Here is an 18,487-nt window from a genome sequence, read left to right on the forward strand (position 1 = left end):
CATGCCGGCACGGCCTGAGGCGGCCGGCCTGCGAAGGTTGTCGCGGGAAAGTCGTTCGCGCCCGCCGAGAGAATGTCCCGCTGGTCAATCTCGGGCAGCGATGGGGTGGCGGAGAGGGTGGGATTCGAACCCACGGTAGGGTTGCCCCTACTCCGGTTTTCGAGACCGGCCCAATCGGCCACTCTGGCACCTCTCCGGCGCGTGGTCGGCCCTATAGTCCGCTCCGCTTCGCCGTGCAACGTATCCTGAAGGGGGATGCAATCATCGCGTGGTTGACTCCATGCCGCGCTCCCCGCTATACGCCGCCCCTCTCCGGTGCGGCCCCCCGTCTGGGCGTGGGCCACGCCGGATTCTTGCACGACCGATTGACCGAGACCCAGGCCGAGACGAGGCGGACCGCATCCCCATGACCTACGCAGTGATCCGCACCGGCGGGAAGCAGTACCGCGTGACCCCGAATGCCGTGCTGACCGTGGAGAAGCTGGACGCCGAGGCCGGCGCCACCATCACCTTCCACGACATCCTGGCCCTGGGCGGCGAGAACGGCCTGCAGATCGGCGCCCCGACCGTTCCGGGCGCCGCCATCACCGCCACCGTGGTCGAGCAGAACCGCGGCGACAAGGTGATCATCTTCAAGAAGCGCCGCCGGCAGAACAGCCGCCGCAAGAACGGCCACCGCCAGCACCAGACGGTGCTGCGGATCGGCGAGTTCTGATCCCCGGCCCGAACCAGGAGACCTGACAGATGGCTCATAAGAAGGCGGGCGGCTCCTCCCGCAACGGGCGCGACTCCGCTGGCAAGCGCCTCGGCGTCAAGCTCTTCGGCGGCCAGGCCGTGCGCGCCGGCAATATCATCGTGACCCAGCGCGGCACGAAGATGATGCCGGGCCGCAACGTGCTGGTGGGCCGCACCCACTCCCTCCACGCCACCGTGGACGGGCATGTGAAGTTCGAGCGCAAGGCCGACAACCGCGTGGCGGTTTCGGTGGAGCCGCTGGCCGTCGCGGCCGAGTAGGCTCCCGCTTACAGCGAAGCGGATCACGGGGGCCCCTCGCGGCCCCCGTTTTCGTTTGGAAGTCCAGCGACCATGAAGTTCCTCGACGAGGCAAAGGTCTATCTGAAGGCCGGGGACGGCGGGGACGGCGTGGTCGCCTTCCGGCGCGAGAAGTATATCGAGTTCGGTGGCCCCGATGGCGGCAATGGCGGCCGCGGCGGCAATGTCTTCGCAGAGGCGGTGGAAGGGCTGAACACCCTCATCGACTACCGCTATTCTCAGCACTTCAAGGCCCGCAAGGGCGGCAATGGCGCGGGTTCCGACCGCACCGGCGCCGCCTCCGAGGATGTGGTGCTGAAGGTGCCTGTCGGCACGGTGATCCTGGCCGATGACAAGGAAACCGTGCTGGCTGACCTGACCAGGCCGGGGCAGAGGGAGATCCTCTGCCGTGGCGGCGATGGTGGACATGGCAACGCCCATTTCAAGACCAGCACCAACCGCGCCCCCCGCCGCGCCGACAAGGGCTATCCGGGCGAGGAGCGCTGGGTCTGGCTGCGGCTGAAGCTGATCGCCGATGCCGGGCTGGTCGGCCTGCCCAATGCGGGCAAGTCGACCTTCCTCGCGGCCAGCAGCGCGGCCCGGCCGAAAATCGCGGACTACCCCTTCACCACGCTGCATCCGCAGCTCGGCGTGGTCAGGCTTTCCGCCACCGAGGAATTCGTCCTGGCCGATATTCCCGGCCTGATCGAGGGCGCGCATGAGGGCGCGGGGCTGGGCGACCGCTTCCTCGGCCATATCGAGCGCTGCGCGGTGCTGCTGCACCTGATCGACGGCACCCAGGCCGACCCGGCCGAGGCCTATCGCACCGTCCGCGCGGAGCTGGAGGGATATGGCGGGGGCTTGTCGGAAAAGCCTGAGATCGTGGCGCTGAACAAGCTGGATGCCATGACGCCTCAGGCCCGGACATCCCGCATCAAGGCCCTGACCCGGGTCCTGGGCAGGGAGCCGCTCCTCATCTCCGGGGCAACGGGCGCCGGCGTGCCGGAAGCCCTCCGGGCCCTGCAGGACACCATCCGGAAGGCGCGGAAGGAGTAGCCCGCGCGGCGTGGGGTAGGGGGGAACGACAGGGGCTGGCCCCGCATCGCTCAGGGGCGCGCTTCGCGTACTCCGCCGGCGATCATCTCCGTCAGGGACTCGGCCAGGCAGCGGTTCAGCTTGTCCACCTCCACCACCTTCAGCTCCCGCGGCGCGCGTTCCACATCCACCGTGCCGGCCTCGGCCCAGGCCCCCATCAGTTCATAGCGGCTGAGCAGCCCGGCACCGGTCGCCGCGGCGGCGGCGCGCAGGGCATCCCGATAGGCTTCCACATCCGCATTGGCGCGCAGGAAGCGGGACCATTGGGGATCGAGGAAGATCAGGTCCCCGCCGGCAGCGCGGATACGCTCGGCCCCGTCCTGCAGGGCATTGGTCATCTCCCCGATATCGGCGCCCCGCACGGCCTCCACCGTCGCGGCCTGCCACAGGACCAGGGCCCGGGGGCGCTGGCGCAGCGCGGCCCGGATGATGGAGAGATGGTCCGTCGCCGTCATGCCGCGCCCGCCCTGCGCCATCACCTCCACCCGCGTTCCGGGAAAGGTGCGGGCGAGCATATGTTCCAGCTGCGTGGGATAGGCGCTTTCCGAGCCGCTGCTGCCAGGCCCGGCCACGCTGGCCGAGCCGACCACCAGCACGGGAAGGGCGCCGGCCTTGATGGCCGCCGCGGTGGCCGGAAGCGGCACGGGCTCGATCAGGTCGTCCGGCGCGCCGCAGGGCGTGGCCTGCCCCGGCGCCGCTGCCAGCAGCAAGGCGATGAGGAGGGCGAATCGGGCAGCCGGGCGGGGCATGGCTCTCAAGCCGTATCGGCAGCGGGATGAACGGGCAAGGCTGATCGCGCGGGCTTGAGGCTGGCCCAGGCCACTGCCGCCGCGATTGCCACCATGGCGCCAAGCCCCACGGCATTCACGGCCAGCTGCATCGCCCAGCCCTCGGACCATTCCACCGCCAGCCGGCCCAGGAAGGACAGGAAGATCCCCGCGCAGAAGACGGGCAGGCCCTGCTGCCCGATCAGCACGAAAGACTGGGCCAGGACGCCACGCAGCCAGCCCGCCCCGCGCGGCACCGCATGGGCGACGAGATAGGCCAGGGCCAGGATCGAGAGCAGCCGGAACGGGTGCAGCGCGGTCTTGTCCACCGCATCCACCACCGAGGCCACGGGCAGGGGCAGCAGGGTGATGAGGTCCCGCCGCAGATAGATCACCAGCGTGATGGCGAAGGAAAGAACCAGCACCAGCGCGGCCGCGACACCCAGGGGACGCCGCCAGGGCAGTCCGGCCGGCCCTTTCCCCGCACTGCCATGCCCCAGCACGGCGCCGATGGCGAAGAGCAGCTGCCAGGCGAAGGGGTTGAAGAACCAGCCACCGCCGGTCCAGGAGGGTAGGTTCATGGGCAGGAGCCGCGCCACGGCATAGAGCAGCAGCGAGGCGCCCAGCAGCCAGGCCGGGCGTCGCAGCAGGGGAAGCGACAGCGCGAAGAGCCCGAGCACCACGATGTAGAGCGGCAGGATGTTCAGGAAGGCGGGCTGGTAGGCGAGGAACAGCGCCTGCAGCAGCGCGAGATAGGGCTCGTCCCGGAACGGATCGAGATGCATCTCGTCGAGATAGGCGCTGGTGTCCAGCGTCGCGGCCGAGTACCCGACCTGCGCCGTGAAGACCACGAAGAGGAAGATATGGGCGACATAGAGGGTGAAGCACCGCCCCGCCACGCGGGTGCCCGCGCGCAGCCATCCCTCCCGCTCCATCTGGCGGCCATAGGCGATGCCCGCGGCATAGCCGGCCAGCAGCACGAAGATCTCCGTGGCGTCGCAGAGGAGCAGGTTGCGGATCGTCAACCGGCCCAGCACATTGCCCGGGACGTGGTCCACGAAGATAAACCACAGCGCGATCCCCCGCGCGAAATCCACGCGCAGGTCCCGCCCCTGGCGGATCAATCCTCCCATGCCGGCCTTTCCGGAGCACCCGATGCAGCAGCCTAGCACGCCCCAGGACCCCCGGGAGAGGGCCATGGCCTTCGTGCAGCAGGGCATGGCCCGCCACAGGATGGGCGACCTTCAGGGCGCGCTCGGCTTCTATCGCAAATCGGCCGAGTTGGTTCCCGGCGAGCCGAACACGATCAACCTGATCGGCATCGCCGCGCGGCAGTTGGGCGATATGGAGACGGCGCTGGCCTTTTCCGCCGCCGCGGTGGAGCTGAACCCGGAATCCCCCATCTTCCTCGCCGCGCGTGGGGCCACCCTGGCGGAAGCCGGGCAGCTGGAGGGCGCGGTGCAGGCGCTGACCAAGGCCGTCACGCTGCGGCCGGCCGACGCGATCTCCCGCCGCAACCTGGGCCAGGCCCTCTGCGCCCTCGGCCGCGTCGGGGAGGCCATGCCACATCTGCGGGAGGCCGTGGCGCTGACGCCGCAGGATCCGGAGGCGCAGCTCGCCCTGGCGCATGGGCTGCGGGAGGGCGGCGCGCATGCCGCGGCGGCCGAGGCCGCCCGCCGCGCGCTGTCCGCCGGCGGGGAGGTGGCGGCGCAGGCCCGCTTCCTCCTGGCCTCGCTGGGGGAGGGCAAGGCGCCCGCCCGCCCGCCCCAGGACTATGTGCGAACCCTGTTCGACAATTACGCCCCGCGTTTCGAGGCGGAGCTGACGGGCACGCTGGGCTACCAGACGCCCGATGCCCTGGCCGCGCTGCTGCGCCGGGCCGGGCTGGAGCCGGAGGGCCGGCTGGACGTGCTGGACGCGGGTTGCGGCACCGGGCTTTCCGGCCAGGCGCTGCGCCCCTGGGCGCGGCACATGGTGGGCGTGGACCTCTCCCCCCGCATGCTGGACGTGGCTCGCCAGCGCGGCATCTACGAGGCGCTGGAGGAGGCGGAGCTGGTCACCCACCTGGCCGCGCATCGCGGGACCTATGACCTCGTCGCGGCGTCCGACGTGCTGAACTACCTGGGCGACCTCGCCCCGGCGCTGAACGCCATGGCCGCCTCCCTGCGCCCCGGCGGCCATGCCGCCTTCAGCCTGGAGACCGGACAGGGCGCGCCCTACGCGCTGGGCGAGGGCATGCGCTACCGCCACGATCCCGCCCATGTGCTCTCCCTCGCCGCCGCCACGCGCCTGAGTCCGGTGGAGCGGGAGGAGGTGGCGCTGCGCGAGGAACGCGGGGCACCCGTGGCCGGAACGCTGCTGGTGCTCCGCCGGGATTAGGCCGCAGATTGGGGGGGCAGGAGGAAGCCGCCATGTACATCCCGCCCGCCTTCCGCGAGGAGGACCCCACCCTTCTTCACGCGGTGATGCGCGAGGCGCGCCTGGCGAGTCTCGTCACCGCCACCCCGGACGGGCTGCTGGCGACGCCGCTGCCCCTGTTCCTGGACGAGACGGAAGGCGAGATGGGCGTGCTCTACGGCCATGTCGCCCGCGCCAATCCGCAATGGAAGGCGGCCGCCACCGGCGATGCCATGGCCATCTTCATGGGGCCGGATGCCTATGTCTCGCCCTCCTGGTACGCGACGAAGCGCGAGACGGGGAAGGTGGTGCCCACCTGGAACTATGTCGCCGTCCATGCCTATGGCCCGGCCGAGTTCTTCGATGATGCGGAACGGCTCCTGCAGGTGGTCACGCGCCTGACGGATCTTCATGAAAGCCCGCGCGCGGAGCCCTGGGCGGTGTCGGATGCGCCGGAAAGCTTCATCCGCGCCCAGCTTCGCGGCATTGTCGGGCTGCGCCTGCCGATCGTGCGGCTGGAGGGCAAGCGCAAGATGAGCCAGAACCGCAATGCAGAGGACCGCGCCGGCGTGGCCGAAGGCCTGGCCGCCAGCGGGCGCGAGGCGGAGCGGGCTTCCGCCGCGCTGATCCCGCGCGGCGGGGACTAAGCCGCAGCGCGTGCAACCAGCAGCGCATCCGCCAGCGCCTCGATATCGCGCGCCGCGTTGCAGCCGGGATGGCGGGTGAGCAGGGGCGCCTGATGCCGGATGGCGTCCCGCACCCGCGCGTCCCGCCGCACCACCCCGGCCAGGGCGGCGCCGCGCCCGAGAAATCCGCGGCAGGCCCGGTCCAGCGCCGCATGGGTGCGGGCCCCGCCGGCGGCATCCGCCGCCATGTTCACCACCACCCGCGCATCCGCCGCCGGCGCATCCCGCGCGTGCAGCTTCAGCACGGCATAGGCATCGGTGAGGCTTGTGGGCTCGTCGGTCGCGACCACCAGCAGCAGGTCGCAGGCGGCGGAGAGGCGACGCGGCACGGGGTCCAGCCCCGCGCCGATATCCAGCACCACGTCATCCTGCGGGGCGCCGCGCAGAAGCTGGAGGAAGCGTTCGATCCAGCCAGGATCGAGTGCCGCCAGGGCACCGGAGCCGGAGCGGCCAGGAAGCACGTCGAACCCGCCTTGCGCCGCGATCGCCGCCTCCGCCAATGTCACCTCCCGGTTCAGCACGGCCATCAGGTCGTGCCGTGCATCCAGACCGAGCTGCACATCCACATTGGCCAGGCCGAGATCGCCATCCGCCAGCAGCACGCGCCGCCCCTGCCGCGCCAAGGCCTGGGCCAGCCCGATGGCCAGCACGGTCTTGCCCACCCCTCCCTTGCCCGAGGCGACACCGATCAGACGCGGCTTTCTCATGCGGCTTCCTGCGCGGGGCGGGCGGGGCCGGTCAGGCGTTCCGCGAGCCAGGCGGGGGTGAGGGGGGTGAGGCCATCCGCGGCGCCGGGGCCGGTGCCGGCCTCGGTCAGAGCGAGGGGGCCGGCAAGGGCGGCCGCGAGCACGCTGCCCAGCCGCCGCGCCGCGTCCAGCCGCGTGGGCAGGAGGTGCCGGGCACCGAGCGCCGCAAAGGCGCGGGCGGTTTCCGCCGCCTCCTCCGGATCCAGCCCGGCAGGCAGGATGAGCAGCGGCGTGGCCTCCGTGACGCGGAGAAGCGCCAGGAGCTGCTCGGCCTGGGGCGGGTCGAAGGGGTCGCAGCCCGCCGTGTCCAGCAGCATGGGCTGGCCAGGCACCCGGCGGGCCAGCGCCGCCGCCAACTGGGCCCCGCTTGCCGCGGAGGCCAGCGGCACGCCGAGGACCCGCGTGAAAGCCGCCATCTGCTCCGCCGCCCCGGCCCGCTGGGAATCGGCGGTGGCGACAAGCGGCGCAGCGCCGCCCAGCACCAGCCGCGTGGCGAGCTTGGCGCAGCTGAGGGTCTTTCCCGCCCCGGGCGGTCCCACCAGGGCCAGGGGCTGCCGCGCCGCATCCGGCAGGGCTGCGAAGCGAAGCGCCGCCGCCAGGGCGGTCGCGCCGCCCCCGCCAAGGCGCGCGCGCAAGGCGGCGGGCATGTTGTGCCGTGCCAGCGGATCGGAGGCAGGGATACTCGGGGGCAGGGGCGGGGGCGGCGGCGGTTCCTCCGCCGGCTCAAGCGCGGCCGTGACCTCGACCCCGGCAGCGGTGCGCCGGGTGGAGAGGATCAGCGCGTCAGGGCCCAGCGCCTGGCGGCATTCCGCCATGGCATCGGCCATCCTGGCTGCACGGAAGACTCGAAGCCGCATGGATGAATGCTGGCCCGCGCGGGTTAACGGAAGGTGAAGTTCACACTGCCCCCACCGTGCGGATGCGCGCGCGGGGGTGGATCTCGGTTTGCGCCATCACCGCGGTCGCGGGGCGGAAGCGCTCGACGATGGCGCGAACATGGGCCCGCAGCGCGGGGCTGCAGACCAGCACGGGGGATTCGCCCTGCGCGGTCGCGCGGTCAAAGGCGTCCCGCACCCGGTTCATGAAGTCATGCAGCCGGGACGGGGCCATGGCGAGCTGGCGCTCCTCGCCCGGCCCGATCAGCGCCTCCGCGAAGGCCTGTTCCCATTCGGCCGAGAGCGCGATCAGGGGCACGTAGCCGGCGGGGCCGCGCGCCGCATCGGAAAGCTGGCGCGCGAGCCGCGTGCGCACCACCGCTACCAGGGCCGGCACGCCCCGCGCACCGGAGGAAAGCCCCTCCTGGATGCCTTCCAGGATGGTGGGAAGATCGCGGATGGAAACGCGCTCGGCCAGCAATGCCTGTAGCACGCGCTGCACGCCGCCGGTGGTGATCTGGTTCGGGATCAGGTCCGCCAGCAGCTTGGCATGCTCCTGCGGCAGGTCGTCCAGCAGCTTCTGCGCCTCCGCATGGCTCAGCAGCTCCGGCATGTTCTCGCGCACGATCTCGGTGAGATGCGTCGCCAGCACGCCGGCCCCATCCACCACGGTGCAGCCGCGCGCCAGCGCCTCCTCCTTCCGGTGCTCCTCGATCCATAGGGCGGGGAGGCCGAAGGTGGGCTCCTCGCAGGGTTCGCCCGGCATGTCCGGTCGGTTGCCCGAGGGATCGATGGCCAGCTGCATCGGGATGCGCAGCTCCCCGCGCCCGGCCTCGATCTCCTTTACCCGCACCACGTATTCATGCGGGCGCAGGTGCAGGTTGTCCTGCAGCCGCACGCTGGGCAGCACGAAGCCCATCTCCTGCGCGATGGTCCTGCGCAGGTTGCGGATCTGCTCGGTCAGGCGCGGCCCCTCGCCGGCGGCCAGGGAGAGCAGGCCGTAGCCCAGCTCCACCCGCAGCAGGTCGATCCGCAGCGTCTCGGTGATCGGCGTCTCGGGTGCGATGGCCGGCGGGGCGGCCGCGGCGGACTCGGCCGCCCCGTCGGCCTTGCCGCGGCTCCGGGCCCCGGCGGCGAAGCCCGCCGAGAGCAGCAGGAAGGGGATCAGCGGCATGCCGGGCAGGAAGCCCAGCATCGCCGCGGCACCCGACACGATCCAGAGCGGCTTGGCCAGGCCCAGCTGCTTCACCAGCGCCTTGTCCGCCGTGCCCTCCGTGCCCCCCTTGGTCACCACGATGCCGGCGGCCACCGAGGTGAGCAGGGCCGGGATCTGCGAGACGAGGCCATCGCCCACGGTGAGCGAGGCAAAGGTGGAGATCGCCTCCATGAAGGGCAGCCCGTGCCGCCCCGCGCCGATGGCGATGCCGCCGAGGAGGTTGATGCCGGTGACGATCAGCCCGGCGATGGCATCGCCGCGCACGAATTTCGCCGCGCCATCCATGGCGCCGTAGAAGCCGCTCTCCGCCTCCAGGTCGATGCGCCGCTGCCGCGCCACCTTGTCGTCGATGAGGCCGGAGGAAAGGTCGGCATCGATGGCCATCTGCTTGCCTGGCATGGCATCCAGGCTGAAGCGCGCCGCCACCTCCGCGATGCGGCCCGAGCCCTTCGTGACCACCATGAAGTTCACGACGAGCAGGATGGCGAAGACGATCATGCCCACCAGTACGTCGCCACCCATCAGGAAGCCGCCGAAGGCCGAGACCACATGCCCGGCCGCCTGCGGCCCCTCATGCCCATGGGTAAGGATGGTGCGCGTGGTGGCCACGTTCAGCGCCAAGCGCAGCAGGGTGGTCAGCAGCAGGATGGTGGGAAAGGAGGTGAAGTCGAGCGGGCGTTGCAGGAACAGCGCCGTCATCAGCACGAGCACGGACAGGGTGACGGAGAGCGCCAGACCCGCATCCAGCAGCGGCACGGGCAGCGGCACCACCAGCAGCACGATGAGCAGCCCGACGCCGACCGCCAGCGCCACATCCGTGGAACCGCCGAGATTTCGCAGCCAGGGGGGCAGTTCCATGCGCCGCTAGCCCATGGCGGCATAGGGGAAGGGCGCCACGGGCATCTGCCCGGGGGCGACGGGCACCGGCGTTCCCGCCGCCCGGTACTCATGCAGCTTGTTCCGCAGCGTGCGGATGGAAATGCCGAGGATCTCCGCCGCCCGGGTGCGGTTGCCCAGGCAATGGGTGAGGGTCTCGAGGATCAGGTCCCGCTCCACATCCTCCATCCGGCGCCCGACCAGCGCCGCCACCCCGATGGGGCGCGCGGGCTGGGGCTCGGCCATGCTGGCCTGGGCGGCGCCGGGGGCACGGGGGACGGGAACGTGCAGCTCCACCGCCTCGGCCCCGATCTCCTCGCCCTCCGCCAACAGCACGGCGCGATGCACGGTGTTCTCCAGTTCCCGCACATTGCCGGGCCAGGAATGGGAAAGCAGGGCGGCGCGGGCGGCGGCGGCGAAGCGGCGCAGGGGCAGGCCGTTCGCCTCCGCGTAGCGGCGGGCGAAACGCTCGGCGATGGGCAGGATGTCGTCGGGCCTGTCCCGCAGGGCGGGAATGCGGAGCGCGACGACGTTGAGGCGGAAGAACAGGTCCTCGCGGAAGCGCCCCGCCGCCACCTCGGCGGCCAGATCCCGGTTGGTGGCGGCGAGGATGCGCACATCCACCCTCACCGGTCCGGCGCCGCCCAGGCGATCGATCTCGCGTTCCTGCAGGGCGCGCAGGATCTTGGCCTGCAGGCGCGGGTCCATCTCCCCGATCTCGTCGAGCAGCAGCGTGCCGCCATCGGCCTGCTCGAACTTGCCGCGCCGCGCCGCCACCGCGCCGGAGAAGGCGCCCTTCTCATGGCCGAACAGCTCGCTTTCCAGCAGCGCCTCCGGCAGCGCCGCGCAGTTCAGCGCGACGAAGGGGCCGTTCGCGCGGCGCGAATGCGCGTGGATGTAGCGCGCCAGTACCTCCTTCCCCGTGCCGCTCTCGCCGGTGATGAGCACGCTTGCCTCCGCCCGCGCCACACCCTCGGCCCGGCGCAGAACGGCGGCCATGGCGGGGTCGCGGTGGACCGGCCCTTCGGCCTCGCCGGCGGCGGCCTGGAGCATGGCGGCGATCAGCTCGGCATCGGGGGGGAGGGGCAGGAACTCCTTCGCGCCGGCCTGGATGGCGCGCACCGCCGCCGCCGCATCCGCGTTCCGCCCGCAGGCCACCACGGGGCACGCGATGCGCTCCGCCTCAAGCGAGGAGACGAGCCAGGAGACGTCATGCAGCACGTCGCACAGGATGAGGTCGAAGCCCTCGCTCCGCGCCAGCGCCATGCCGGATGTCACCCCATCCGCCTGGCGCAGCCGCGCCCCGCGGGAGGTGGCGATCCGCGCCGCATGGCCCAGCTCCGCCTCCAGGCTGCCGATGATCAGGAGGCGCGTCATCCCGCGCGGTCCGCCTTGACGATTTCCGTCATGGTGACGCCGAGGCGGTTGTCCTCGACCATCACCACCTCCCCGCGCGCGACCAGGCGGTTGTTGACATAGATGTCCACCGCCTCGCCCAGCTTGCGGTCAAGCTCCACCACGGCGCCGCGGCCGAGCTTCAGCAGCTGGCTCACCTGCAGCGTCGCGCGGCCCAGCACCGCGCTCACCTGCACCGGAATGTCATAGACCGCGTCCAGCCCCTGGCTGCTGCCGGGCGGGCGTGGCTCGCCGGCCTCATTGGCCGCCACAGGCTCGAAGCCGCTGCTGCTCATGCATCATCCTCCAGGGGAAGCCGAAGCGCCGCCAGCGCTTCCCGGATGGCGGCACGGCGGCGGGACAGATCGAGATCGAGGCCGCCATTCCGCCAGACGATGCGCGCATCGCCTTCCGGCAACCCCGCATCCGCCTCGATCGGAAGCCCGAATGCGCCGAAGCGGGCCTGGGCATGCGCGAGCAGGGCAGGCGGCACGCGCAGCGTGGCGCCGGCGGGCGCGTCCTCAACCGGGCCGAGGCCGCGCATCAAAGTCTCCAGCAGGGCCGGTGCCTCCCGCGCGGCGGCTCCGGGCAGGGCGGCATCCACCATGCCCACCAGCAGCTCGGCCAGGGCGCGCGCGTTCCGGGCCGCCACGTCGCGCGCCACGGCGGCCGCGCCATCGAACTGGGTGAGCGCGATGCGGAGTGCCTCCTCCGCCAGCGCATCGCGGGATGCCTGCTCGGCGGCACGGCCGCGCGCCTCGCCCTCGCGCAGCCCCGCCGCATGGCCCTCCCGCCGAGCGGCCTCAAGCATGTCCTCCAGGCCAGGCGAGGCCGGCGGCTCGGGCGGAGGCGCGACCGGTGCATCGAGATCGGGAAGGGCGAGGCCACGAAGGCCGCTGAGGAGGAGGGACATCAGGCGATCATCGGCTCCTGGCCGTCCTCCAGCTGGATCTGGCCGGAGGCGGCGAGGTCCTTGGCCATCGCCACCATCATCGCCTGCGCCTCATCCACGTCGCGCAGCCGCACGGCGCCGAGCGCCGCGATATCGTCCTTCAGCATCTTCGCCGCGCGTTCGGACAAGTTGCGGAAGAACAGGTCCTTCAGCGTGTCGCTCGCACCCTTCAGGGCGAGCGCGAGCTTATCCTTGTCCACGCTGCGCAGCAGGAGCTGCACGCCCGGGCCATCCAGCCGGCCGAGATCGTCGAAGGTGAACATCAGCGCGCGGATGCGCTCCGCGCTCTCATGGTTGCGCTCCTCCAGCGCGGCCATGATGCGCCCCTCGGCCGCGCGGTCCAGGTTGTTGAAGATCTCGGCCATCACCTCATGGCTGTCCTGGCGGCTGGCGCGGGCCAGGTTGCTCATGAACTCCATCTTCAGCGTGCGCTCCACGCCTTCCAGCGCCTCCTTCTGCACCGTCTCCATGCGCAGCATCCGCATCACCACTTCCATGGCGAAGCCTTCCGGCAGGAGGGCGAGCACGCGCGCCGCATGGTCCGGCCGCACCTTGGAGAGCACGACCGCCACGGTCTGCGGGTATTCGTTCTTCAGGTAGTTCGCGAGCACGGCCTCCGAAACATTGCCGAGCTTGTCCCACATGGTGCGCCCGGCCGGGCCGCGGATCTCCTCCATGATCTGCGCCACGCGATCGGGCGGAAGCGTCTTCAGCAGCATCCGCTCCGTCGTCTCGTAGGAGCCGATGAGCTTGCCCGTGGCGCCGAGGCTGTCGGAGAACTCCTTGCACAGGTCCTCGACCACGGATGCATCGACCGCCCCCAGCGTGGCCATCGCCGCCGAGACATCCTTGATCTCGTCCTCATGCAGGCGGGAGAAGAGGCGTTCCGAATGGGCGTCGCCCAGGGTGAGGATGAGGATCGCCGCCTTCTGCGGCCCGGTCAGCTTCATGCTCAATCCTCCTCCGGCGCCAGCCAGCGGCGGATCACGGCCAGGCCCTCATCCGGATGCGCGTCCATCAACGCGTTCACCTTCGCCACGGAGGAGGCGCGGAGCTGGCCCTGCACATTGTCCAGGCTCACCATCTCATCGGCGCCAGCCCCGCCCTCCGGGCCGGGCAGGGCGGCGATACCGGCAACACCGGCGGTACCGGCCAGCGCGGCCGTGGTGCCGGCCGCGCCGCCGGGCAACGCCGTGGCCGCGCTGCCGCCGCCGGCCAGCGCGGGCTGCGGAACCAGCACCGCTGTCAGCCGGCTCGCCATGGGACGCATCACCAGCAGGATGGCGATCAGCGCCACCAGCGCGTAGATCGCGGATTCCGCCAGGCGGGCCAGTGTGGCCGGGCCGACGCCCAGCCCCAGCAGGCCGGCATCGGCCGGGTTGTCCCCGCCTTCGGGCTGGGCGAAGCGCATGGAAACCACCTCCACCCGGTCCCCGCGCCGCTCGTCGAAGCCGATGGCGCTGCGGACGAGGGTGGCGATACGGGCCAGCTCCTCCGCGCTGCGCTCGCGGAAGGCGGGCGGCGTGCCTTCCCAGACCCCATCCACAAGAACAGCGACCGAGAGCCGGCGCAGCACGGGATGTTCGCGCAACGTGCTCCGCACGGTCTTGCCGATCTCGTAATTCGTCGTCTCCTCCGACTTGCTCTCCTGCGAGGCGGCGCCGCCCGGCGGCTCGGCGCCCGGAAGCTGGTTGGCCACCGAGACATTCCCGCCTTCCGCCCCGCGCGACTGCTCCTGGCTGCTCTGCACGCTGCGCGGTACCTGGTTCTCGGCGTCGAAGCGCTCCTCGGTGGTCTGCACGCGGTCGAAATCCATCTCCACCGCCGCCTCGGCCCGCACGCGGCCTGCGCCCAGGCTGCGCTCCAGCATCTCCTCCACGGCTCGGGCAATCCGCAGGGCCTCCGCGCGGCGCAACTCCTCCTGCGTCGCGGCCGCGGCAGGGCCGGAAAGCGCCTGGCCGCCGCGCGCCAGCAACTCGCCCCGGCTGTCCACGATCGAGATGCTGCGCGCCTGCAGCCCCGGCACGGCGGTGGCGACGAGATGCAGGACGGCCTGCACGCCCTCCCGGTCCAGCCGCTGCACGCCCTGCATGGTCAGCACCACGCTCGCCTGCGCCTCGGCGGGCTGGCGCGAAAACGCCTCCCGCCGCGGCAGCACGAGATGAACGCGCGCCGCCCGCACCCCGGCGAGGCCGCGGATGGTGCGGGAGAGCTCGCCCTCCATCGCGCGCAGCCGGTTCACGTCCTGCTGGAAGGGGGTGGTGGTCAGGCTCTCGCCGCGGTCGAAGATCTCCCAGCCGACATGACCTCCGGCGGGCAGCCCCTCGCGCGCCAGGGAGAGGCGGAGCCGTGGCACCAGCTCCTCGGGCACGAGCACGGTTCCGCCATTCGTTCCGAGGCGATAGGCGACCTTCTGCCGCTCCAGCGAGGCCACCACGGCCCCGGCATCGCGCGGGTCCAGCTCGGAATAGAGCACGGCCATGCCGGGCTGCCCCGCCCGCATGCCGAACCAGGCAAGCAGCCCGAGCACGGCGAGCGCGGTGGCGGCCATGGCACCGAGCCGGGCAGGGCCGAAGGCGCGGAGCTGGGCCAGGAAGGCGCCCATCTAGCGGCCGCTTCCCGCCGGCCGCGCGGTCACGCCCGGCCAGGTTGTTCCCTGCCGCATGGCGCCCTTTTCCATGAAGCGCTCTGGCATCGTGCCTTCCCCTCAGGCCGGCCTCCTGCCGGCCCGGCAATCCTTGCCGGGAGGGGTTAAGGGCGCGTTACCCGCCCCGGCTCAGCTGCCCGCGGTGACGGAGCGCACCTTGTCGAAGCCGTAGCTCGCGGCTCCCATGCGCAGGCGCAGCGCGCCATCCACGCGCTCCGCCGCCGTCGCCGTGCCCACCACGCTGAAGCTGGCCGGCACCGCGTCCCCATCCGCTCCCGCCCCGGTGACGGCAATGCGGTAGGCGCCGTCGGGCAGTTGCTTCCCGGTGGAGTCGCGCCCGTTCCAGACCCAGTCCTTGCTCTCCGTGCCCAGCGTGACCTGCGCCTCGCGCAGCATCTTTCCATTGCTGTCCAGGATGGCCACGCGTGCCACCCGGGCCGTGCCTGCAGCCGGCAGGCGGACCGTCGCACTGCCGTTCTGCAGGGGCAGGACATCACCCTCCACCTCCACGCGCCGCCCCAGCATGGGGGAGGCGGCCGTGAGCTGGGCGGTCTGCTGCAGCGAGACCATCTGCCCCAGATTGGCGTTCATCGCGATCTGCTGCTCGACGGAGGCGAACTGCACGAGCTGCGCGGTCATCTGGTTCGTATCCAGCGGATCGGTGGGCGACTGGTTCTTCAGCTGCGTCGTTAGCAAGGTGAGGAAGGTGTCGAAATTCCCCACGAGCCGCGCGCGGGCGCCGCCCGTGGCGGTTTCGCTGCCCGCGGTGGCGCTGCTGGTACCGGCAATGGCCATGGCTGGGTTCCCTCAGATCGCGATGTCGAGAAGGCCGAGAAGGGCGTGGCGGCGGGCCGGCGCTTCCCCACCGGCGGAAGCGGGGCCTCGCCAAGCGCCCTGGCCACCGCCGCGCGGGCGTTCGCCCTGGTCGCCCATGGCCCCGCCGGCAGAGCCCCCGGCATCGCCACCGAGCAGGGAGAAGCTGAGGCTGCGCCCGCCCTCGCCGCCGATCCCGGCGCCTCCCAGGGCGCGGTCCAGCGTCGCGCCGTCGCGCGCCAGAAGGGCGAGGGTTTCCGGGCGCTCGGCCGCCACCTGGACATGCGCGGCGTCGCCCAGGCGCTCCACGACCACCTCCACCCGGCCCAGCTCCACCGGATCCAGGCTGATCGAGATCCTCCCCTCCGCGCCGCCACCGAGCGCGAGGGCGATGGCGACAGGCGCCACCTGCTCCGCCGGGATGGCCCGCGGCGCAGGGCGGGCAGGGGCGGGCGGTGCTGCCGGATGAGGGAGCAGGGCCCGAATGCCATCCGCTGCCGGACTGGGCTGAAAGGATCCGGAGAGGAGCGATTCCGCACCGGGCATGGCTACTCCGCCGGGACCGGTGCTCTCCAGCCTGTCCTGCGGAAGGTCCGGCTTGTGGCTGGGGGCGAGCGAGGCGAGGAGCCGCTTGCCGCCGGGAGGTTCCGGCGAGGCCTGGGCATCGGGCGTGGGGAATGGGGCAGACGGCGAGGCGGCCGGCGCGGTCCGGGCCGGCGCACGGGCTTCCCGTGCCGCCGGCGCCGCCCCGGCCTGCCTCCCCGTGACGGGGGATGGCGGCTCCTGGACCAGCTCCCCGGCTTCCGCCGATCCCGCCGCGGCTTGCTGCACTGGCGCGGCGGCGGGAGGCGACGCGAGCGGAAGGCCCGCAGGTGATGCGCCGGCTTCGCGGCTCGCATCCGGCGGCGCCTGGATACCCACTGCCAGCTCGGGCGGAGGCAGAAGGGAGGGGGCCGCGCCTGCCAGGATGGAGGCGGGTGGCGCGGCCATATCGGCGGGGGTGGGCATCGGAGTTGGCTCTTTCCCGGCGAGGGGCTCCGAATCCCCCCTGCCTTCCTCCGCTTCCGCATCCGGCGCGGCGGCGATGGAGGCCGGCGCCGGTGCCGGCTGCTGCGTGGCCGGTGCGGGGATAGGGGCCGTCGCGAGGGGCGCGGCACCGGGGAGGCTGGCCTCCTCGAACATTCCGGGCATGGCGGGGATCGCGGGCCGGGGCGAGGGCGGCACGGGGCCCGCTGCGGGCCGCGCCGGCGGGGCGGCGCCCGGCATGGCGGCCTCCAACGCGCCGGCCTCCACCAGGGCGAGGTCTGCGGGCAGGATGCCCGTCGCCGCATCCATGGCCATGGCGAAGGCGCCGGGCGGGACCGTCGCGGCGGCACCGCGCGGCGACAGGGTGATCGGCGGCATCCCCAGCGGGTCCATGCTCTGCTCCGGCTGCTTGCCCGTGCTGCCACGGGGCGGGCGCCGCCGCGCAAGCGCCCTGCCAGCCCGGGCCGGGCCAGGGGCGGCATCCATCGCCGACAGGGCGGCAAGCCTTGCCGCATCCCGGCACCCCAGGCCCCCCGGCGCTGGCGGCGGTGCTGGCATGGGGGTTGCGCCCGGACCGGGGCACCAACCCGCAACGGAGCCCGGCATGTCGCTCTACGCCTCGATGAACACGGCCATCAGCGGCCTGGCCGCGCAGTCCCGCGCACTCGGGCATGTGGCGGACAATGTGGCGAACAGCCAGACCACCGGCTTCAAGCGCACGGACACCAACTTCGTGTCCTATGTCACGCGTTCCACCCTGCACGTGAACCAGCCCGGATCGGTGGCGGCGCGGCCGGACTACACCAACACCGTGCAGGGCACGGTGCAGCAATCCGACAACCCGCTGGCCATGGCGATCGCGGGGCAGGGCATGTTCGCCGTGGCCATGCCGCGCGGCGCGGAGAACGGGCTGCCGACCTTCGACGCGCGCACCTATTACACGCGCGCCGGCGACTTCAAGATGAACACGGATGGCTATCTGGTGAACGGCCAGGGCTATTACCTGCAGGGATGGGGCGCGGATTCCGAAGGCAATCCGGACCGTTCCACCATCAAGCCGCTGCGCGTGGATCAGTCGGTCTACAACCCCGTCGCGACAGGCAATGTGAACCTCTCTGCCAATCTGCCCGCGGATTCCACCACCGTGCCCGTGACGGCGCAGATCCAGATCTATGACAGCCTGGGCCGGCTGCACGCGGTGGACATGACCTGGACCAACACGGGCACCAACCAGTGGCAGCTGTCCATGGACATTCCGGACGACACATCCGGCGTTACCACCCGTACCATCGAGGTGAATTTCGGCACGGCGGCCAGCCCCGCCACCCCGGCGGGAACGATCGGGTCCTTCGGCACCGCCGCGGGCCTCACGGGCAGCGCGGCCGTATCCGGCGATCCGGCCGTGGTCAGCTTCGCCGCTGATTTCGGCCAGGGCGCCCAGACCATCCAGCTCAACCTGGGCAGCTTCAACGTGGCATCGGGCATGACGCAGTATTCGGGGCAGGAATACACGCTGCGCGACATCTCGCAGGATGGCGTGCCGCTGGGCAGCTTCTCCACCGTGTCCCTGAACGACAATGGCGACCTGACCGTGAACTACGACAACGGCCAGTCCCGCGTGATCGGGCGCGTGCCGATCGTCACCTTTTCCGATCCGGACAAGCTGCAGAAGGCCGATGGCCAGGCCTATCTGCGCACGCAGGAGAGCGGGGAGGCGCGGGTGAACGACCCCTCGTCGAATGGCAGCGGCAAGATCGTCAGCTCCTCGCTCGAAAGCTCCAACGTCGATATCGCCTCGGAATTCTCCAAGCTCATCCTCGCCCAGCGCGCCTATTCGGCGAACACGAAGATCGTGACCGCGGCCGATGAGCTGCTGCAGGACACGCTGAACATGCGCCGGTGATGGCGCGCGGCACCCATCATGATGGCGCGGCGCCTGCCGCCGCGCCGGAGACACGGAGCGG

Annotated in this window: 18 protein-coding genes and 1 tRNA gene; 6 read left to right on the forward strand and 13 right to left on the reverse strand. The window is 71.9% G+C overall.

The window, feature by feature from the left end; all coding sequences use genetic code 11:
* Positions 1-106 precede the first annotated feature (106 nt).
* Positions 107-196 (reverse strand) — tRNA-Ser (locus tag J8J14_RS11925).
* 210 nt (positions 197-406) lie between these two features.
* On the opposite strand from J8J14_RS11925, the gene rplU reads away from it, so the two are divergent.
* From rplU to obgE, 3 genes are all read left to right on the forward strand, one after another.
* On the forward strand, positions 407-715 hold the full coding sequence (gene rplU / locus J8J14_RS11930) for a 50S ribosomal protein L21 (protein ID WP_209379734.1): 309 nt from the start codon (positions 407-409) through the stop codon (positions 713-715).
* Positions 716-744: 29 nt separating this feature from the next.
* Positions 745-1,014, forward strand: coding sequence for a 50S ribosomal protein L27 (gene rpmA / locus J8J14_RS11935; protein ID WP_209379735.1), 270 nt, complete (start codon positions 745-747; stop codon positions 1,012-1,014).
* A 72-nt stretch (positions 1,015-1,086) separates the two neighbouring features.
* Entirely contained in the window at positions 1,087-2,088 is a 1,002-nt protein-coding gene (gene obgE / locus J8J14_RS11940; protein WP_209379736.1) for a GTPase ObgE, read from the forward strand.
* A 50-nt stretch (positions 2,089-2,138) separates the two neighbouring features.
* On the opposite strand, the gene J8J14_RS11945 is transcribed toward obgE, so the two are convergent.
* Together J8J14_RS11945 and J8J14_RS11950 are read right to left on the reverse strand one after the other, a co-directional pair.
* The gene (locus tag J8J14_RS11945) at positions 2,139-2,876 is read right to left on the reverse strand and encodes an SGNH/GDSL hydrolase family protein (protein ID WP_209379737.1); all 738 of its coding nucleotides are present in this window, start codon (positions 2,874-2,876) and stop codon (positions 2,139-2,141) included.
* A gap of 5 nt (positions 2,877-2,881) precedes the next feature.
* Complete coding sequence (locus J8J14_RS11950; protein WP_209379738.1) at positions 2,882-4,027, reverse strand: OpgC family protein; 1,146 nt, start codon at positions 4,025-4,027, stop codon at positions 2,882-2,884.
* Between the two features lie 64 nt (positions 4,028-4,091).
* On the opposite strand from J8J14_RS11950, the gene J8J14_RS11955 reads away from it, so the two are divergent.
* Entirely contained in the window at positions 4,092-5,273 is a 1,182-nt protein-coding gene (locus J8J14_RS11955) for a methyltransferase domain-containing protein (RefSeq protein WP_245215705.1), read from the forward strand.
* 32 nt (positions 5,274-5,305) lie between these two features.
* A complete protein-coding gene (locus tag J8J14_RS11960) occupies positions 5,306-5,938 on the forward strand; it encodes an FMN-binding negative transcriptional regulator (protein ID WP_209379739.1) in 633 nt (210 codons plus the stop codon).
* Here J8J14_RS11960 and J8J14_RS11965 read toward each other — a convergent pair.
* From J8J14_RS11965 to fliK, 10 genes are all read right to left on the reverse strand, one after another.
* Positions 5,935-6,684: a nucleotide-binding protein gene (locus J8J14_RS11965; protein WP_209379740.1), complete on the reverse strand. Its 750-nt coding sequence runs from the start codon at positions 6,682-6,684 to the stop codon at positions 5,935-5,937. The genes J8J14_RS11960 and J8J14_RS11965 overlap by 4 nt on opposite strands.
* Complete coding sequence (locus tag J8J14_RS11970; RefSeq protein WP_209379741.1) at positions 6,681-7,580, reverse strand: P-loop NTPase family protein; 900 nt, start codon at positions 7,578-7,580, stop codon at positions 6,681-6,683. The genes J8J14_RS11965 and J8J14_RS11970 overlap by 4 nt, the downstream gene beginning before the upstream one ends.
* Before the next feature lie 40 nt (positions 7,581-7,620).
* Entirely contained in the window at positions 7,621-9,672 is a 2,052-nt protein-coding gene (gene flhA, locus J8J14_RS11975) for a flagellar biosynthesis protein FlhA (RefSeq protein ID WP_209379742.1), read from the reverse strand.
* A gap of 6 nt (positions 9,673-9,678) precedes the next feature.
* Positions 9,679-11,067: a sigma-54-dependent transcriptional regulator gene (locus J8J14_RS11980; RefSeq protein WP_209379743.1), complete on the reverse strand. Its 1,389-nt coding sequence runs from the start codon at positions 11,065-11,067 to the stop codon at positions 9,679-9,681.
* On the reverse strand, positions 11,064-11,381 hold the full coding sequence (gene fliN, locus J8J14_RS11985; RefSeq protein WP_245215706.1) for a flagellar motor switch protein FliN: 318 nt from the start codon (positions 11,379-11,381) through the stop codon (positions 11,064-11,066). The genes J8J14_RS11980 and fliN overlap by 4 nt, the downstream gene beginning before the upstream one ends.
* Entirely contained in the window at positions 11,378-11,998 is a 621-nt protein-coding gene (locus J8J14_RS11990) for a FliH/SctL family protein (RefSeq protein WP_209379744.1), read from the reverse strand. Before J8J14_RS11990 ends, fliN begins: the two co-directional genes overlap by 4 nt.
* Positions 11,998-12,987 (reverse strand): flagellar motor switch protein FliG, encoded by a 990-nt coding sequence (gene fliG, locus J8J14_RS11995; RefSeq protein WP_209379745.1) that lies wholly within the window; start codon positions 12,985-12,987, stop codon positions 11,998-12,000. The genes J8J14_RS11990 and fliG overlap by 1 nt, the downstream gene beginning before the upstream one ends.
* A 2-nt stretch (positions 12,988-12,989) precedes the next feature.
* A complete protein-coding gene (fliF, locus tag J8J14_RS12000) occupies positions 12,990-14,642 on the reverse strand; it encodes a flagellar basal-body MS-ring/collar protein FliF (RefSeq protein ID WP_209379746.1) in 1,653 nt (550 codons plus the stop codon).
* A gap of 171 nt (positions 14,643-14,813) precedes the next feature.
* Positions 14,814-15,479, reverse strand: coding sequence for a flagellar hook assembly protein FlgD (locus tag J8J14_RS12005; RefSeq protein ID WP_209379747.1), 666 nt, complete (start codon positions 15,477-15,479; stop codon positions 14,814-14,816).
* A gap of 12 nt (positions 15,480-15,491) precedes the next feature.
* Positions 15,492-16,916, reverse strand: coding sequence for a flagellar hook-length control protein FliK (gene fliK, locus J8J14_RS12010; protein WP_209379748.1), 1,425 nt, complete (start codon positions 16,914-16,916; stop codon positions 15,492-15,494).
* Positions 16,917-17,127: 211 nt separating this feature from the next.
* Here fliK and flgE point away from each other — a divergent pair, with 211 nt between their 5' ends.
* Complete coding sequence (flgE, locus tag J8J14_RS12015; protein WP_209379749.1) at positions 17,128-18,426, forward strand: flagellar hook protein FlgE; 1,299 nt, start codon at positions 17,128-17,130, stop codon at positions 18,424-18,426.
* Positions 18,427-18,487 lie beyond the last annotated feature (61 nt).

The organism is Pararoseomonas baculiformis, from assembly GCF_017813395.1.
GTDB classification, from domain to species: Bacteria; Pseudomonadota; Alphaproteobacteria; order Acetobacterales; family Acetobacteraceae; genus Roseomonas; species Roseomonas baculiformis.